This is a genomic window from Dermatophilaceae bacterium Soc4.6 (assembly GCA_039889245.1).
Lineage (GTDB): Bacteria > Actinomycetota > Actinomycetes > Actinomycetales > Dermatophilaceae > Lapillicoccus.
Genome location: JAZGVH010000002.1, coordinates 79130 through 93401, shown reverse-complemented (window position 1 = coordinate 93401; position 14272 = coordinate 79130). Strand labels below are relative to the sequence as shown.

At 72.7% G+C, this 14272-nt stretch carries 13 protein-coding genes; 7 read left to right on the top strand and 6 right to left on the bottom strand.

What is annotated here, in order from left to right; translation table 11 throughout:
- Positions 1-4: 4 nt before the first annotated feature.
- The 7 genes from V3N99_00495 (at position 5) to V3N99_00465 (ending at position 5934) form a co-directional block, all read left to right on the top strand.
- Positions 5-583, top strand: a complete 579-nt coding sequence (locus V3N99_00495) for a biotin transporter BioY (protein ID MEO3935213.1) — start codon at positions 5-7, stop codon at positions 581-583.
- A gap of 295 nt (positions 584-878) precedes the next feature.
- A complete protein-coding gene (locus V3N99_00490; protein MEO3935212.1) occupies positions 879-1529 on the top strand; it encodes an urease subunit gamma in 651 nt (216 codons plus the stop codon).
- Positions 1522-3225 (top strand): urease subunit alpha, encoded by a 1704-nt coding sequence (locus V3N99_00485; GenBank protein MEO3935211.1) that lies wholly within the window; start codon positions 1522-1524, stop codon positions 3223-3225. The genes V3N99_00490 and V3N99_00485 overlap by 8 nt, the downstream gene beginning before the upstream one ends.
- A 14-nt stretch (positions 3226-3239) precedes the next feature.
- Positions 3240-3935, top strand: coding sequence for an urease accessory UreF family protein (locus V3N99_00480; protein MEO3935210.1), 696 nt, complete (start codon positions 3240-3242; stop codon positions 3933-3935).
- Positions 3936-3954: 19 nt separating this feature from the next.
- On the top strand, positions 3955-4719 hold the full coding sequence (ureG, locus tag V3N99_00475; protein MEO3935209.1) for an urease accessory protein UreG: 765 nt from the start codon (positions 3955-3957) through the stop codon (positions 4717-4719).
- Positions 4716-5534, top strand: a complete 819-nt coding sequence (locus V3N99_00470) for an urease accessory protein UreD (GenBank protein ID MEO3935208.1) — start codon at positions 4716-4718, stop codon at positions 5532-5534. The genes ureG and V3N99_00470 overlap by 4 nt, the downstream gene beginning before the upstream one ends.
- Positions 5479-5934, top strand: coding sequence for a cupin domain-containing protein (locus V3N99_00465; protein MEO3935207.1), 456 nt, complete (start codon positions 5479-5481; stop codon positions 5932-5934). Before V3N99_00470 ends, V3N99_00465 begins: the two co-directional genes overlap by 56 nt.
- A gap of 85 nt (positions 5935-6019) precedes the next feature.
- On the opposite strand, the gene V3N99_00460 is transcribed toward V3N99_00465, so the two are convergent.
- The 6 genes from V3N99_00460 to V3N99_00435 form a co-directional block, all read right to left on the bottom strand.
- Positions 6020-7372: a 6-phospho-beta-glucosidase gene (locus V3N99_00460; protein MEO3935206.1), complete on the bottom strand. Its 1353-nt coding sequence runs from the start codon at positions 7370-7372 to the stop codon at positions 6020-6022.
- 104 nt (positions 7373-7476) lie between these two features.
- Positions 7477-8328, bottom strand: coding sequence for a CoA transferase (locus tag V3N99_00455; protein ID MEO3935205.1), 852 nt, complete (start codon positions 8326-8328; stop codon positions 7477-7479).
- Positions 8329-8382: 54 nt separating this feature from the next.
- Positions 8383-9978, bottom strand: coding sequence for a fatty-acid--CoA ligase FadD5 (fadD5, locus tag V3N99_00450; protein MEO3935204.1), 1596 nt, complete (start codon positions 9976-9978; stop codon positions 8383-8385).
- 33 nt (positions 9979-10011) lie between these two features.
- Entirely contained in the window at positions 10012-10803 is a 792-nt protein-coding gene (locus V3N99_00445; protein MEO3935203.1) for an enoyl-CoA hydratase-related protein, read from the bottom strand.
- Complete coding sequence (locus V3N99_00440; protein MEO3935202.1) at positions 10800-12983, bottom strand: 3-hydroxyacyl-CoA dehydrogenase NAD-binding domain-containing protein; 2184 nt, start codon at positions 12981-12983, stop codon at positions 10800-10802. The genes V3N99_00445 and V3N99_00440 overlap by 4 nt, the downstream gene beginning before the upstream one ends.
- On the bottom strand, positions 12980-14203 hold the full coding sequence (locus V3N99_00435) for an acetyl-CoA C-acetyltransferase (GenBank protein MEO3935201.1): 1224 nt from the start codon (positions 14201-14203) through the stop codon (positions 12980-12982). The genes V3N99_00440 and V3N99_00435 overlap by 4 nt, the downstream gene beginning before the upstream one ends.
- Between the last annotated feature and the right edge of the window lie 69 nt (positions 14204-14272).

Below are 14272 nucleotides of genomic sequence, written 5' to 3'. Positions count from 1 at the left end.
CGTCATGACCCAGCTGACCCTCACCGCCAGCCCCCGCGTCCTCGCTGACGCCGTCCCCGGTGGCGTCGTGCGCGACGCCGTCCTCGTCCTCGGTGGAGCCGGTCTCGTCGGCGCCGCTGCCCAGGTGTCCGTCCCGCTGAGCTTCACCCCGGTGCCGCTGACCCTGCAAACCGTCGCCGTGCTGCTGGTGGGGGCCAGCCTCGGTACGAGGCGCGGCGTCGCGGCCCTGTCGCTCTACCTGCTGGCCGGCGTCGCGGGCCTGCCGTGGTTCGCCCACGCCGGGCACGGTTTCGGTGGCGCCTCCTTCGGCTACATCCTCGGCTTCTGGGTCTCGGCCCTCGTCGTCGGCCGTCTGGCCGAGACCGGCGCCACCCGCAGCGCCTGGAAGAGCGCGGTGACGCTGCTCGCCGGCAACGCCGTCGTCTACGTCGTCGGTGTCCCCTGGCTCATGGCGGTCGCGCACGTCGGCCTGGCCAAGGGCCTCGCTATCGGCGTGGTGCCGTTCCTCGTCGGCGACGCCGTCAAGCTGGCCGTCGCCTCGGGGCTGCTGCCCACCGCGTGGAAGCTCACCGGCCGCCGCTGAGACCCGCCGCGCGTTCGGCCGGAGGGCCCCACACCGTCGCCGGTGTGGGGCCCTGCTCATCGGCGACGGTTCCGGTCTCGCCACGTCTTGGGTCGTCTCGGTTCACCATGCCTCGCCACGAAGTCGCAGATCGTCGACGTAGGGCGACCCAGGCCCGATCGGCGGGAGCGCGGTCCCGGTCGTCCGCCGCAGCTGCCTTGCCCCTTGAGTCAACCTTGCGGAAACATCGCCCACCTAGGATTCCTGCGACCCGCACCGCGGCTCGTCGACACCCCGCCACCTCCCAAGGAGCCTGATGCACCTGACGCCCTCGGACACCGAGAAGCTGCTGCTCAGCGTGGCGGGGATGGTCGCGCGCGACCGGCTCGAGCGCGGGGTGCTGCTCAACTACCCCGAGACCGTCGCGCTGCTCAGCACCTGGGTGATCGAGCGGGCCCGTGAGGGCTCCGGGGTGGCCGAGCTGATGCAGAGCGGGCGCACGGTGCTCACCGCCGACCAGGTGATGCCGGGCATCGGCGAGATGCTGCACGACATCCAGGTCGAGGCGACCTTCCCCGACGGGCGCAAGCTCGTCACGCTGCACCACCCCATCGCGGGCGGGCCATCCACCCCCGAGACCCAGAGCTGGCCGGGCGAGATCCGCCCCGGCGACGGCACGGTCTCGCTCAACGAGCGGCCCGACGGCGAGCGCATCGACCTCGTCCTCGAGAACACCGGCGATCGCCCCATCCAGGTCGGCTCCCACGTGCACCTGCCCGACGCCAACGCGTCACTCGCCTTCGACCGCGCGGCGGCGCACGGCTTCCGGCTCGACATCCCGTCGGGCACCTCGCAGCGCTTCGAGCCCGGCGCCTCGCGCACCGTCTCGGCGGTCTCCCTCCAGGGGGCGCGCCGCGTCCCCGGCATCCAGGTCAAGACCGAAGCTGAGGCGCTGCTCGATGGCTGAGATCTCCCGCGCCGACTACGCGGCGCTCTACGGACCCACCACCGGCGACCAGGTGCGCCTCGGCGACACCGACCTGTGGGTGCAGATCGAGCACGACCACACCGTCGGCGGTGAGGAGGCCGTCTTCGGCGGCGGCAAGTCGATCCGCGAGTCGATGGCCCAGTCCGACCGCACCCGCGCCCAGGGCGTGCTCGACACCGTCATCACCAACGCCATCGTGCTCGACCACTGGGGCGTCGTGCGGGCCGACGTCGGCATCAGGGGCGGCCGCATCGTGGCCCTCGGGCGCTCAGGCAACCCCGACGTCGCCGACGGCGTCCACCCCGACCTGGTCATCGGTCCGTCCACCGACGTCATCAGCGGCGAGGGTCGCCTCCTGACCGCCGGCGGCATCGACAGCCACGTGCACCTGCTGTCGGCCTCACAGGTCGTCGAGGCCCTCGCGACCGGCATCACCACCATCGGTGGCGGCGGCACGGGGCCCTCCGAGGGCACCAAGGCGACCACCGTCACCCCTGGCGCCTGGCACCTCGAGAAGGTGCATCGTGGGCTCGACCCGCTCCCCGTCAACGTGCTCCTGCTCGGCAAGGGCAACACCACCAGCCTGGCCGCCCTGCGCGAGCAGGCCCTCGGCGGCGCCGGTGGCTACAAGGTGCACGAGGACTGGGGCTCGACCCCCGCGGCCATCGACGCCGCGCTGCGCTCCGCCGACGAGATGGGGCTGCAGGTGGCCCTGCACTCCGACAGCCTCAACGAGGCGGGCTTCCTCGAGTCGACGCTGCGGGCCATCGGTGGGCGCTCCATCCACGCCTTCCACGCCGAGGGCGCCGGTGGGGGGCACGCACCCGACATCATGAAGGTCGCCGGGCAGCCGCACATCATCCCCGGCTCGACCAACCCGACCCTGCCCCACACGGTCAACACCGTGGCCGAGCACCTCGACATGCTCATCGTCTGCCACCACCTCAACCCGGCCGTGCCCGAGGACCTCGCCTTCGCCGAGTCACGCATCCGCGAGACGACGATCGCCGCCGAGGACGTGCTGCACGACCTGGGTGCCATGTCGATCACCTCGTCCGATGCGCAGGCCATGGGCCGCATCGGCGAGGTCGTCGCCCGCACCTGGCAGGTCGCGCACGTGATGAAGGCCAGGCGCGGGTCCCTCGGGGAGAGCCTGCCCGCGGACAACGAGCGCGCCCGGCGCTACGTCGCGAAGTACACCATCAACCCCGCGATCGCCCACGGCATCGACCACGAGGTCGGGTCGGTCGAGCCGGGCAAGCTGGCTGACCTCGTGCTGTGGGACCCGCGCTTCTTCGGCCTCCGGCCCGACGTCGTCATCAAGGGCGGCGCCATCGTCTGGGGCGCCCTCGGCGACCCGAACGCCTCGATCCCCACTCCCCAGCCGGTGCTCATGCGCCCGACCCTGTATGACGGCAGCGGCGCCGACCTGTCCGTCAGCTTCGTCGCCCCGGCCGCCCTCGACGACGGACTCGCCGGGCGCCTCGGTCTGCGGCGACGGCTGGTGGGGGTGAGACCGACCCGCGACGTCGGTAAGGCGCAGATGGTCAACAACGACTACTGCCCGGTCATCGACATCGACCCCGAGACCTTCGCCATCACCGTCGACGGCGAGCTCGTGCTGCCGGCGCCGGCCGAGCGGCTGCCGCTGGCCCAGCTCTACACGATGCTCTGAGCGGTCGTCCTCCCGTGCCCGACCTGCTGTCGTCCTCCGCTCCCGCCGTCACGCCCGACCTGGTGCTCATGCTGCTCGCCGATGCCCGCCTTCCGACGTCGGGGCACACCCAGTCGGGCGGGCTCGAGCCCGCGCTGCTCGGCGGTCTCGACCCGTCACAGGTGCGCGACTACTGCCGCACCCGGCTCGAGACCGTGACCCGCACCGAGGCCGCCGTCGCCGTCGTCGCCCGCGCGCGGTCTGCCGCCGGTCACCCCACCGACGACGTCGACGCGGCGTGGGCCGCACGGACACCGAGCCCGGCGCTGCGGCAGGCCTCGCGCGACCTCGGCCGCGCCTACCGTCGCCTCGCGCTCCGGGTCTGGCCGTATGCGGCCGAGCTCATCGAGCTGGCCCAGGTCACCACCCCGAGCCGGCCGCGGGTCGTCGGCCTGCTCGGTGCGGCCCTGCACCTTGCCCCGGCGCAGGTCGCCCGGCTCGTGGCCTACGACGACGTGCAGTCCGTGCTCGCGGCGTCGCTCAAGCTCCTTCCCGGCGACCCGACCGCCTCGACCGCGGCCCTGCTCGAGCTGGCTCCCGACATCGAGGCTGTGGTGCTGGCCGTCGCGCACCTCACCCAGCCCGACGACATCCCGGCGGGGTCGGCCCCGCTGATCGAGGCGTGGGCCGAGGCCCATGCCGCTACGACGAGGAGGCTCTTCCGTGCCTGATGTCCTTGACCCGAATGATGTGTCCCGGTCAACGACCCCGGCCCGAGCCCTGCGGCTCGGGGTGTGTGGCCCGGTCGGCACCGGCAAGACCTCGCTCCTCGCTCTGATCTGCCGCGAGCTCGCGTCGACGCTCTCGATCGCGGTCGTCACCAACGACATCTACACCGACGAGGACGCTCGGATGCTCCGTGCTGCAGGCGTGCTCGCGCCCGAGCGCATCCGCGCGGTCGAGACGGGGGCATGCCCGCACACCGCCATCCGCGACGACGTGACCGCCAACCTGCTGGCCATCGAGGACCTCGAGGCCGACTTCGACCCGGTCGACCTCGTGCTCGTCGAGTCAGGCGGCGACAACCTCACGGCGACCTTCTCCCCCGCTCTCGTCGACACGCAGGTCTTCGTGCTCGACGTCGCGGGCGGCGGTGACGTGGCCCGCAAGGGCGGCCCCGGGATCGCCCGGGCCGACCTGCTCGTGGTCAACAAGACCGACCTCGCGCCCTACGTCGGTGTCGACGTCGGGGTGATGGTCAGCGACGCGTCGGCCACCCGCGACGGCAAGCCCGTGATCGCCCTGTCGCGGACCGACCCGGACTCGGTGGCGGCCCTCGTCGCGTGGGTGCAGGGACAGGTGGAGATCCACCGGGCGGGGACGCTGGTGCCCCAGGACCCGGGTCCCATGGCCCCGCACGCCCACCTGGGGGTCGTGCACACGCACGCGGGTGGGTCCCTCTCGCACGGGCACCCCGACGAGTCGGCAGCGGCCGGCGCGGCCGGTCGCGGGTGAGCACCACCCGTCTGGTCGTCACCGGCGGTGTCGGCGGGTCGCGACCCGACGTGCGCGTCGAGACCGACGGGCCACGTGGGCGCGGCCACCTGGCGGCGCGCCTGCTGCCCGCCAGGGACGGCGTCGCGCGGATAGCCCTGCTGGCCGAGGGTGCGCTGCTGCTGGGGGGCGACGAGATCGAGGTGCACGTGGTGCTCGGTGCCGGTGCCCGGGCGCAGGTCGTCGAGCCGACCGGCACCGTCGCCTACGACATGCGCGGCGACCGGGCCTCGTGGCGCGTGCGGGTCGACGCCGGCGAGGGCAGCCGTCTGACCTGGCACGGGGAGCCCTTCGTCGTCTGTGGCGGCGCCGGGGTCGAGCGCTCCACGCGCATCGACCTCGGGGAGGGCGCCGTCGTCGCGCTCCGCGAGCTGCTCGTGCTCGGCCGCACGGGAGAGGCCGGTGGGCGGCTTCATACGTCGACGAGGGTGTGGGGCGAGGGTCCGCTGCTCGTCGAGGACCTCGCGCTCGACGGATCGGCGCCACGGGTAGCGGTGCTCGGCGACCACCGGGTGCTCGAGACCGTCAGCGTGCTCGGCTGCCGCGCTCGCCCCACCGAGCTCATCGCGCCGGCGCACCGGCTCGATCTCGACGGCGTGGGCACGGTCCTGCGCTGGTGGGGTGCACGCGCTCATGACGCGACCCTCGGTGCCGCCTGGCGGGACGTCGCCCGTGACACGCTGGGCGGAGCCAGCGTCGACGTCGAGACCAAGGAGCCCGATGACCGGACCACTGCCCCTGTGGGCTCAGTCGCTGCAGCTGCGTCCGCATCCTGAGGGTGGGTGGTATGCCGAGACGTGGCGCCATGGCACGCTGCTCGCGCCCGGGCACCTCGTCGACCCGGTGATGGGCGGCTACCCCGGGCCCCGCTCACTGGGCACGGCGATCTACTTCCTGCTGATGCCCGGGGAGGAGTCGGCCTGGCACCGGGTCCGATCGGATGAGCTGTGGTTCGCCCACCGGGGCGCACTCGAGCTGGGTCTGGGCGGAGTGGGAGACGCCCCGGTGCCGGAGTCGGCGCTGCGGCTGGGCGTCGACGTCTCTGGCGGTGACCACCCGCAGGCGCTGGTGCCCGCCGCCACCTGGCAGCGGGCCCTCCCCCTGGGCGAGCAGCCGTGTCTCGTCAGCTGCGTCGTCACCCCGGGCTTCGACTTCGACGACTTCAGGCTCGCCTGAGCGGGGCAGACGTCTGGGCCGAGGTCGGACGGGTGGCCCACGTGACGCTGCGTCGAGTGGACCGGGGTTGGACCGGTCGGCCGGGTCACTCTCGGCGGAAGAGGGCGTCGACCTCGGGGATGCGGGCCCGGTAGCCAGCCAGCAGCTGGCCGGCGACGGCGACGGAGTCGACCAGCGGGTGCAGGGCGAAGGCCTGGAGGGCGAGGCTCCGCGAGCGTGTCGTCGCGGCGGCGATCACCAGCTGCTCGACGGCTTTCACCTGGGCGACGAGACCGAGCTGGTGACCGGTCAGCGGGGCGGTGGCCAGGGGGTGCGGGCCGTCGGCGTCGACCGTGCAGGGCACCTCGACGACAGCGTCGGGTGGGAGACCGGCGAGGGTCGAGCCGTTGCGCACGTTGAGGATCATGGCTGCCCGCTCCCCTCGGGCGATGGCGGCCATGATGTCCAGGGCCACCCCCTCGTATCCACCGCCGGCAACGTCGGCGGCGTCGCGCTCCTCGCCGTCGGCCCGGGCCTCTGCCATGTAGGTCGCGTCGCGCTCGTCGCGCGTGCGGCGCCAGACGGCGTACGCCTCGCGGGGTCGGGCGGCGACCTCGGCGTAGAACGCCTGCTGCTGGCTCAGCAGGAACTCGCCACGCGTCTGCGGCCCACCGGTGATCGACGCGAGGGCCTCCCGCGTCGAGTAGTAGTAGTGGAGGTACTCGTTCGGGATCGCGCCCAGGGTCTGCAGCCAGTCGGGCCCGAAGAGCCGGCCCTCCTCGGTCGTCAGCAGGCGTTCGGGCGAGGCCAGCAGCTGCGGGAGCACGTCGACGCCCTCGTGGGTGAGCGTGCGCAGCCAGCCCAGGTGGTTGAGCCCCGCATAGCCGAACGACGTGCGCGAGGGGTCGAGCCCGAGGGCGCCAGCAGCCCTGCGCCCCAACCCGATCGGCGAGTCGCAGATCCCCACGACCCGCTGGCCGAGCACGGTCTGCATCGCCTCGGTCACCAGGCCCGCGGGGTTGGTGAAGTTGATGACCCAGGCGTCCGGCGCCAGCGCCCGCACCCGCTGCGCGATGTCGAGGGCCACCGGCACCGTGCGCAGCCCGTAGGCCAGTCCCCCTGGGCCCGTGGTCTCCTGCCCGAGGACTCCGAGCTCGAGCGCGACCCGCTCGTCGGCGGTGCGCCCGGCGAGCCCGCCGACGCGGATGGCCGAGAAGACGAAGTCGGCGTCGCGGACCGCCTCGTCGAGGTCGGTCGTCGTCACCACGGCCGGTGGGGGCACCTCGCAAGGCGACGCCCCCGCCATCTGGGCGAGGACGTGCGCGATGGCCTCGAGCCTGCGCGGGTCGGTGTCGTGGAGGCTGACGTGGGTGACGCGGCGCTCGCTGTGGTCGCGCAGGAGGGCGCTGTAGACGAGGGGCACGCGGAAGCCGCCCCCACCCAGGATCGCGAGCCTCATCCGACTGTCTCCCGCCTGCGTCGCACAGGGCGAACGTAACAGCAGCCGACCCCGAGCAGGTGGTCAGGCCACTGGGCTGGAGCCTCGCCGTGGCGTGCCCCCGCTCAGACGACGACCTCGAGCGGGAGGTCGTGCTCGGCCGCCCATCGCGCCCACTGGGCCCCGGTGCGGGTCACGAAGGCGGCCGCCAGGGCCTCGGCCGAGTCCTCCACCGCCAGGGCCTCGAGGAGGCGCCGGTGGAAGTGCGACTCCAGCGCCGCGACGGCGACCCGCCCGTCCGCACTGGGGTAGACCGCGTATCCGGGGAACCCGCCGGCGAGCAGCCCGCCAGGGGTGGTCATGCCCCACCGGAAGGGGCGGGCCATGTCCTTGGCGGCCAGGCTGAGCGCGACCTCCACGAGACGCCCCTCCCCCGTCGCACTGCGGCCAACCAGCGCGGCGACCGCCTCGAGGGCCGCTCGCTCGGCACCGCCGAGGTCGGCGAGCAGCACCCGCGGCAGCGTCGTGCCGTCGATGAGCCCGTTGACCGCCTGGTACGTGAGGTCATGGCCGGGCACGTCGGCCCCGACTCCGGGCTGACCCACGATGGCGACGTGCACGAGGCGTGGGTGAGCTGCGTGCAGCGGCTCCCACCCCAGCCCCAGCCTGGCCAGGGCCGAGCGCCGGTGCGAGCTGAGCAGCACGTCCGCGCCCTCGAGGAGCTGGTGGAGCTGCGCCTGCCCCGACGGCGACTTGAGGTCGATCGTCACGACGTCCTGCCCGACCGACAGCTCGTCGTAGGCCTCACGGGTGTAGAGGGACAGGGGGTCGCCGGACGGTGGCTCGACCTTGACGACGTGGGCGCCGAGCGCCGCGAGCCGGGCGGCGGCGACCGGCCCCGGGAGGTTGACGGCAATGGTGACCACCTCGACCCCCGTCAGAGGTGCGGCGGCGTGGTCGGGGGTGCTGGGCGGCATGCTGTCTCGTCCTCGGGGTTGCAGCTGGGTCCGGTCAGGTCGGCTGGCGTCGGCTCAGGTCAGCTCACGGCGCAGCTGCGGCTTGACCACCTTGCCGCTGGCGTTGCGGGGCAGGTGCGGCACCTGCTCGACGTGCCGGGGGTGCTTGTAGGACGCCAGCCGGTCGTGCAGGAAGGCTCGCAGGTCAGTCGTGCCCAGGTCGTGCGCTCCCTCGCGGAGGACGACGACGGCGACCGGCACCTCACCCCAGCGCTCGTCGGGACGGCCGATGACGGCCACCTCGAGCACGTCGGGGTGAGCCGCGACGGCATTCTCGACCTCGGCACAGTAGATGTTCTCGCCACCCGAGATGAGCATGTCCTTCTTGCGGTCGACGACCCACACGAAGCCGTCAGTGTCCTGGCGCACGAGGTCACCCGAGTGGAACCACCCTCCCTCGAAGGCCTCGGCAGTCGACTCGGGCTGCTGCCAGTAGCCCTGCATCAGCGTGGGCCCGCGATAGACGATCTCGCCGACCTCTCCGCGCGCGACGTCGTGGCCGAGCGCGTCGACGACCCGGGCCTGAACCGTGGGGATGACCTGCCCGACGGAGCCGAGCCGCGTGAGCGCGTCGTCGCCGCGCAGCACGCAGGTGATCGGCGACATCTCGGTCTGCCCGAAGACGGCGACGTTCTGCGCGTGCGGGAAGACCTCGCCCATCCGGCGCAGCAGGGTGTCGGTCGCCGGGGCAGCGCCCCAGCTGATGCAGCGCAGCGCCAGGTCTCGCTCGGCGACGGACGGGTCGGCGCACACGGCCTGCCACTGGGTGGGCACGAGGAAGACCGAGGTCACCCGCTCGCGCTCCCACGCGTCGAGGGTGTCGCTGGCCGAGAACTCCCGCAGGGGGTGGATGACGGTGCGGATGCCGAGCAGCAGGTTGGGGGCGACGGCGCCGATCGCGGCCACGTGGAAGGCGGGCGCCGCCATGAAGCCGACGTCCTCGGGCCGGCTGTCGAAGGCGCGGAGGCAGGTGAGGGCTTGAGCAGCAAGGTTGACGTGGGTCAGCATCGCGCCCTTGGGCCGACCGGTGGTGCCGCTGGTGTAGAGGATCAAGGCGGTGGTGTCCTCGGACACGTCCGGCAGCTCGACCTGGGCGCTCGGCGAACCCTCGTCGACGACCTGCTCGTAGCCGACCTGGCTCCCCTCGGTCGCCGCGCCCATCACCACGGTGAGGGTCAGCGCCGGCACCTGCGCAACGACCGCGGCCGCGAGTGGCGCGAGCACGGGCTCGGTCACCACCGCCGTGGCCCCGCAGTCGAGCGCCAGGGCGACGACCTCGCCAGGGGTGAGTCGGAAGTTGAGGGGGACCGCGATTGCCCCGAGGGCGTTGACGGCGAGCACCGTCTCGAAGAACTCGACCCGGTTGAGGGTCAGGAGCAGCACCCGGTCGCCCTGTTTCACCCCGCGTCCGGAGAGACCCCTGGCCAATCCAGCGACCCTGTGCCGCAGCACTTCCCACGTCGTGTCCTGTCCCAGGAAGCGGAAGGCCACCTCGTCGGGCCGCATGAGGGCATGGGTCTCCACCCAGGTCATCCAGTGGTTGCGGCTCGAGCGCAGCGGCTCGGTGCGCGTCACCGACGGGGTGGTGACATGCGGGGCAGTGACGGACATCGTCGTCCTCTCTGGGTCGGTCGGGGGTCGGGGTCAGGCAGGGGCGGACGAGCGAGCCAGGAGGGCCCGGGCGCGCTCGGCGAAGTCGGCCGAGCGCAGCAGCTCACGCTGTCCCTCACCCTCGCGGGCCAGGGCGTCACCGATCTCAGGGACGGCCGCAGCGACCATCGCCGCCTTGGCGAGGGTGACCGCGCGCCGGGGGGCCGCGACCACCTTGGCCACCGCGCGCTCGACGAGCCCGTCGAGCTCGTCGGTCGTGCCGGCCGCCCCGGCCACCAGCCCGTGAGCAGCGGCCTCGGCGGCAGGGATCCGGCGGCCGAGCAGCACGGCCTCGTTGGCCCTGGCCCGCCCCATCGCCGCGGTCAGCAGCAGGGTGGAGCCGCCGTCGGGCATCAGGCCGATCCCCAGGAAGGACTGCAGCAGGTAGGCGTCGGGTCCGGCGTAGGCGAGGTCGGCCGCCAGGGCCAGGGACATGCCGATCCCCACCGCAGGCCCGTTGACGCGGGCCACGACCGGGACCGGCGTCTCGAGCACCGCGCGCACGAGCATCTCGGCGCCGGCCATGATGGCCGCGGGGTCGGCGTCGTCTCCCCCGATGTCAGTGAGGTCGGCCCCGGAACAGAAGGCGCGCCCGGCACCGGTGAGCACGACCACCCGCACCGACTCGTCGGTGCCTGCACGCTCGAGCCCGGCGACGATCGCTCGCATGCTGTCACCCGTGAGCGCGTTGAGCCGCGACTCGTGGTCGATCGTCAGCCGGACGACGCCGTCGGCCACGACCGTGCGCACGTGACCCGACGGGCCGGCCGAGGCTGCACTACTCACGCCACCTCCTCGTAGGTGCCGCTCTCGGCGGCCCGGCGCACGAGCGCCTCTGACGGCGTGAAGCGCTCGCCATAGAGCTGCGCGAGCTCGTGGGCCCGGGTGACGAAGCCCGCCAGCCCACCGTCGTACTGGTCCATGAAGCGGGCCACCCCGCCGGTCCAGGCGGGGAAGCCGATGCCCAGGATGGAGCCGACGTTGGCGTCCGTGCTCGAGTCGAGCACGCCCTCCTCAAGGCACTTGGCCGTCTCCAGTGCCTCGGCGAAGAGCATCCGCTCCTTCATGTCCTCGAAGGGGATCTGCCTCCAGCCACCCTCGGGGCGGAAGGCCTCCAGCCCCGGCCACAGGCCGGCTCGCTTGCCGTCCACGTAGTCGTAGAAGCCGCGCCCCGAGCTGCGCCCGGGGCGGTCGAAGTCGTCGATCATCGCGTCGACGACGGTATCGGCCGGGTGAGGCGTCCAGGTGCCGCCGGAGGCCTCGGTGGCGGTGCGGCTCTCCTGACGAATGCGGCGCGGCAGCGTGAGGGTCAGCTCGTCCATGAGCGCCAGCATCGCGGCGGGATAGCCGGCCTGGCGGGTGGCCTGCTCGATCGACGCCGGAGCGATCCCCTCGCCAAGCATGGCCAGCCCCTCCTGGGTGAAGGTGCCGATGACGCGACTGGTGAAGAACCCGCGCGAGTCGTTGACCACGATCGGGGTCTTGCCGATCTGCTTGGCGAAGGCCAGGGCCTGGCCCAGCGCTGCGTCGCTGGTCTGCTCGCCACGGATGATCTCGAGCAGCGGCATCTTGTCGACCGGCGAGAAGAAGTGCAGCCCGATGAAGTCGGCCGGTCGGGTGACGTGGGCGGCCAGAGTGGTGATCGGCAGGGTCGAGGTGTTCGACCCGAGCAGCGCACGCGGAGCCAGGTGTGGCTCGATCTCGGCATAGACGGCGGCCTTCACGGCCGGGTCCTCGAAGACCGCCTCCACCATCAGGTCGGCTCCGGCCGCAGCCGCCGGGTCGGCCGTCGCGGTGATGCGGGCCATCAGCGCGGCTCCGTCGTCGGCGCTCATCCGTCCAGCCGAGACGGCCTTGTCGACCAGTTGCTGCGAGTAGCTCTTGCCCCGCTCTGCCGCCGCAGCATCGACGTCCTTGAGGACCACCTCGATCCCTGCCTTGGCGCTGACGTACGCGATCGCCGCGCCCATCATCCCGGCGCCCAGCACCACGACCTTGCGGACCGGCGCCGTGTCGGAGGTCGCGAACTGCTTGGCGCGGCCGGTGGCGGTCTGCATGTCGAAGAACATGGCGCGGATGAGGTTCTTGGCGCTCTGGCTGCCGAGCAGTCCGGCGAAGTAGCGGGTCTCGACCAGGTGAGCGGTCTCGAGGTCGAGCCCCGCTCCCTCGACCGCAGCGGCGAGGATGGCTCGTGGCGCAGGGTAGGGGGCGCCACCGAGCTGCTTGCGCAGCGTCGCCGGCGCGGCGACGATCATCCCCGAGAGCTTGGCCGACCCGGGCAGCCCGCCGGGCAGCCGGTAGCCGGGGCGGTCCCACGGCTGGGCCGCGTCGGGGTTGGCGGCGATCCAGGCCTTCGCCGCGGGCAGGAGGTCGGCCACGCCGGGCACGACCTCGTCGACGAGCCCGAGCCCGAGCGCAGCCGCGGGAGTGAGGCGCTGGCCCTGCAGCAGGCAGCCGGTCAGGGCCTTGAGGACCCCGAGCATCCGCACGCTGCGTACCACGCCGCCCGCCCCGGGGAGCAGGCCGAGGGTCACCTCGGGGAAGCCGATCCGGGTCGACGGCAGGTCGGCGACGACCCGGTGGTGGCAGGCCAGGGCGATCTCGAGACCACCTCCGAGGGCCGCGCCGTTGATCGCCGCCACGACGGGGCGACCGAGTGTCTCGAGGTCGCGCATCGGGGACTTGATGCCAGCGGTGCGGGCCATCGACGCGGCGGCGGCCTCGGGACCGCTGGGCACCCTCAACAGGTCGGCGAGGTTGCCCCCGGCGAAGAAGGTCTTCTTGGCCGACGTGAGGACCACCCCGGTGATCGACTCCTTCTCGGCGTGCAGGCGCGCGACCGCCGCGGCGAAGCTCGCCAGGTGGGCGGCGTTCATCGTGTTGGCCGACGCTCCGGGGTCGTCCATCGTCAGGACGACCACGCCGTCGGCGCCCTGCTCCCAGTGGATGGTGCTCATGTCGCTCATGCCTCCAGCCGCTCGATGATCGTGGCGATGCCCATGCCGCCGCCCACGCACAAGGTGGCAAGGGCATACCGCTGCTCGGTGCGCTCGAGCTCATCGAGCGCCGTGCCGAGGATCATCGCCCCGGTGGCGCCGAGCGGGTGGCCCATCGCGATGGCCCCGCCGTTGACGTTGATCTTGTCGATGCTGATGCCGAGGTCCTTGCTGAGCTTGAGCGGCACCGCCGCGAACGCCTCGTTGACCTCGTAGACGTCGATGTCGTCAGGGGTCAGGCCAGCTCGGCGCAGCACCTTCTCGGTGGCCGGCGTCGGGCCGGTGAGCATGATCGTCGAGTCGGAGCCGGTGACCGCCGTCGCGACGATGCGGCCGCGAGCCCTCATCCCTGCCGCCTCTCCCGCCGCCGCGGTACCGATGAGCATCAGGGTGGCACCGTCGACGATGCCGGAGGAGTTGCCGGCGTGGTGCACGTGCTGGATGCGTTCGACCCAGTGGTACTTCTGCAGGGCGACGGCGTCGAAGCCCGCCTCGGCACCGAGTCTCGCGAAGGACGGCGTCAGCCCTGCGAGGGTCTGGGTCGTGGTGCCCGCTCGCACGTGCTCGTCGCGGTCGAGCACCAGGACGCCGTTGGTGTCGCGCACCGGCACGACCGACAGGTCGAAGAGCCCCTTGTCCCATGCCCGTGCCGCCAGCTCCTGCGAGCGGACGGCGAACTCGTCGACGTCGGCGCGGGTGAAGCCCTCGATCGTGGCGATGAGGTCGGCGCCGATGCCCTGGGGCACGAAGCCGGTGTCGTAGTTGGTCGCGGGGTCCTCGGCCCACGCCCCGCCGTCCGAGCCCATGGCCACCCGCGACATGGACTCGACCCCGCCGGCGAGGACCAGGTCCTCCATACCGCTCATCACCTTGTGGGCGGCGAGGTTGACCGCCTCTAGACCGCTGGCACAGAAGCGGTTGACCTGCAGCCCGGCCACGGTGTCGGGCAGACCGGCCGCGATCGCGGCGACCCGCGGCAGCACCGAGCCCTGCTCGCCGACCGGCGAGACGATGCCCATGACGATGTCGTCGATCAGGGCCGGGTCGAGGCCGGGGTGACGCTCCCGCACGGCGTGGATGAGCCCCACGACGAGGTCGATGGGCTTGGTCCCGTGCAGGGACCCCGACGCCTTGCCGCGCCCACGGGGGGTGCGGACAGCGTCGAAGATGAGGGCGTCTGTGGCGGGCACGCTGGCCTCCAGGGTGTGGGGTCGTCGGTGACTCAATGAGTGAACAGTGATTAACCTAGGAACCTCGTC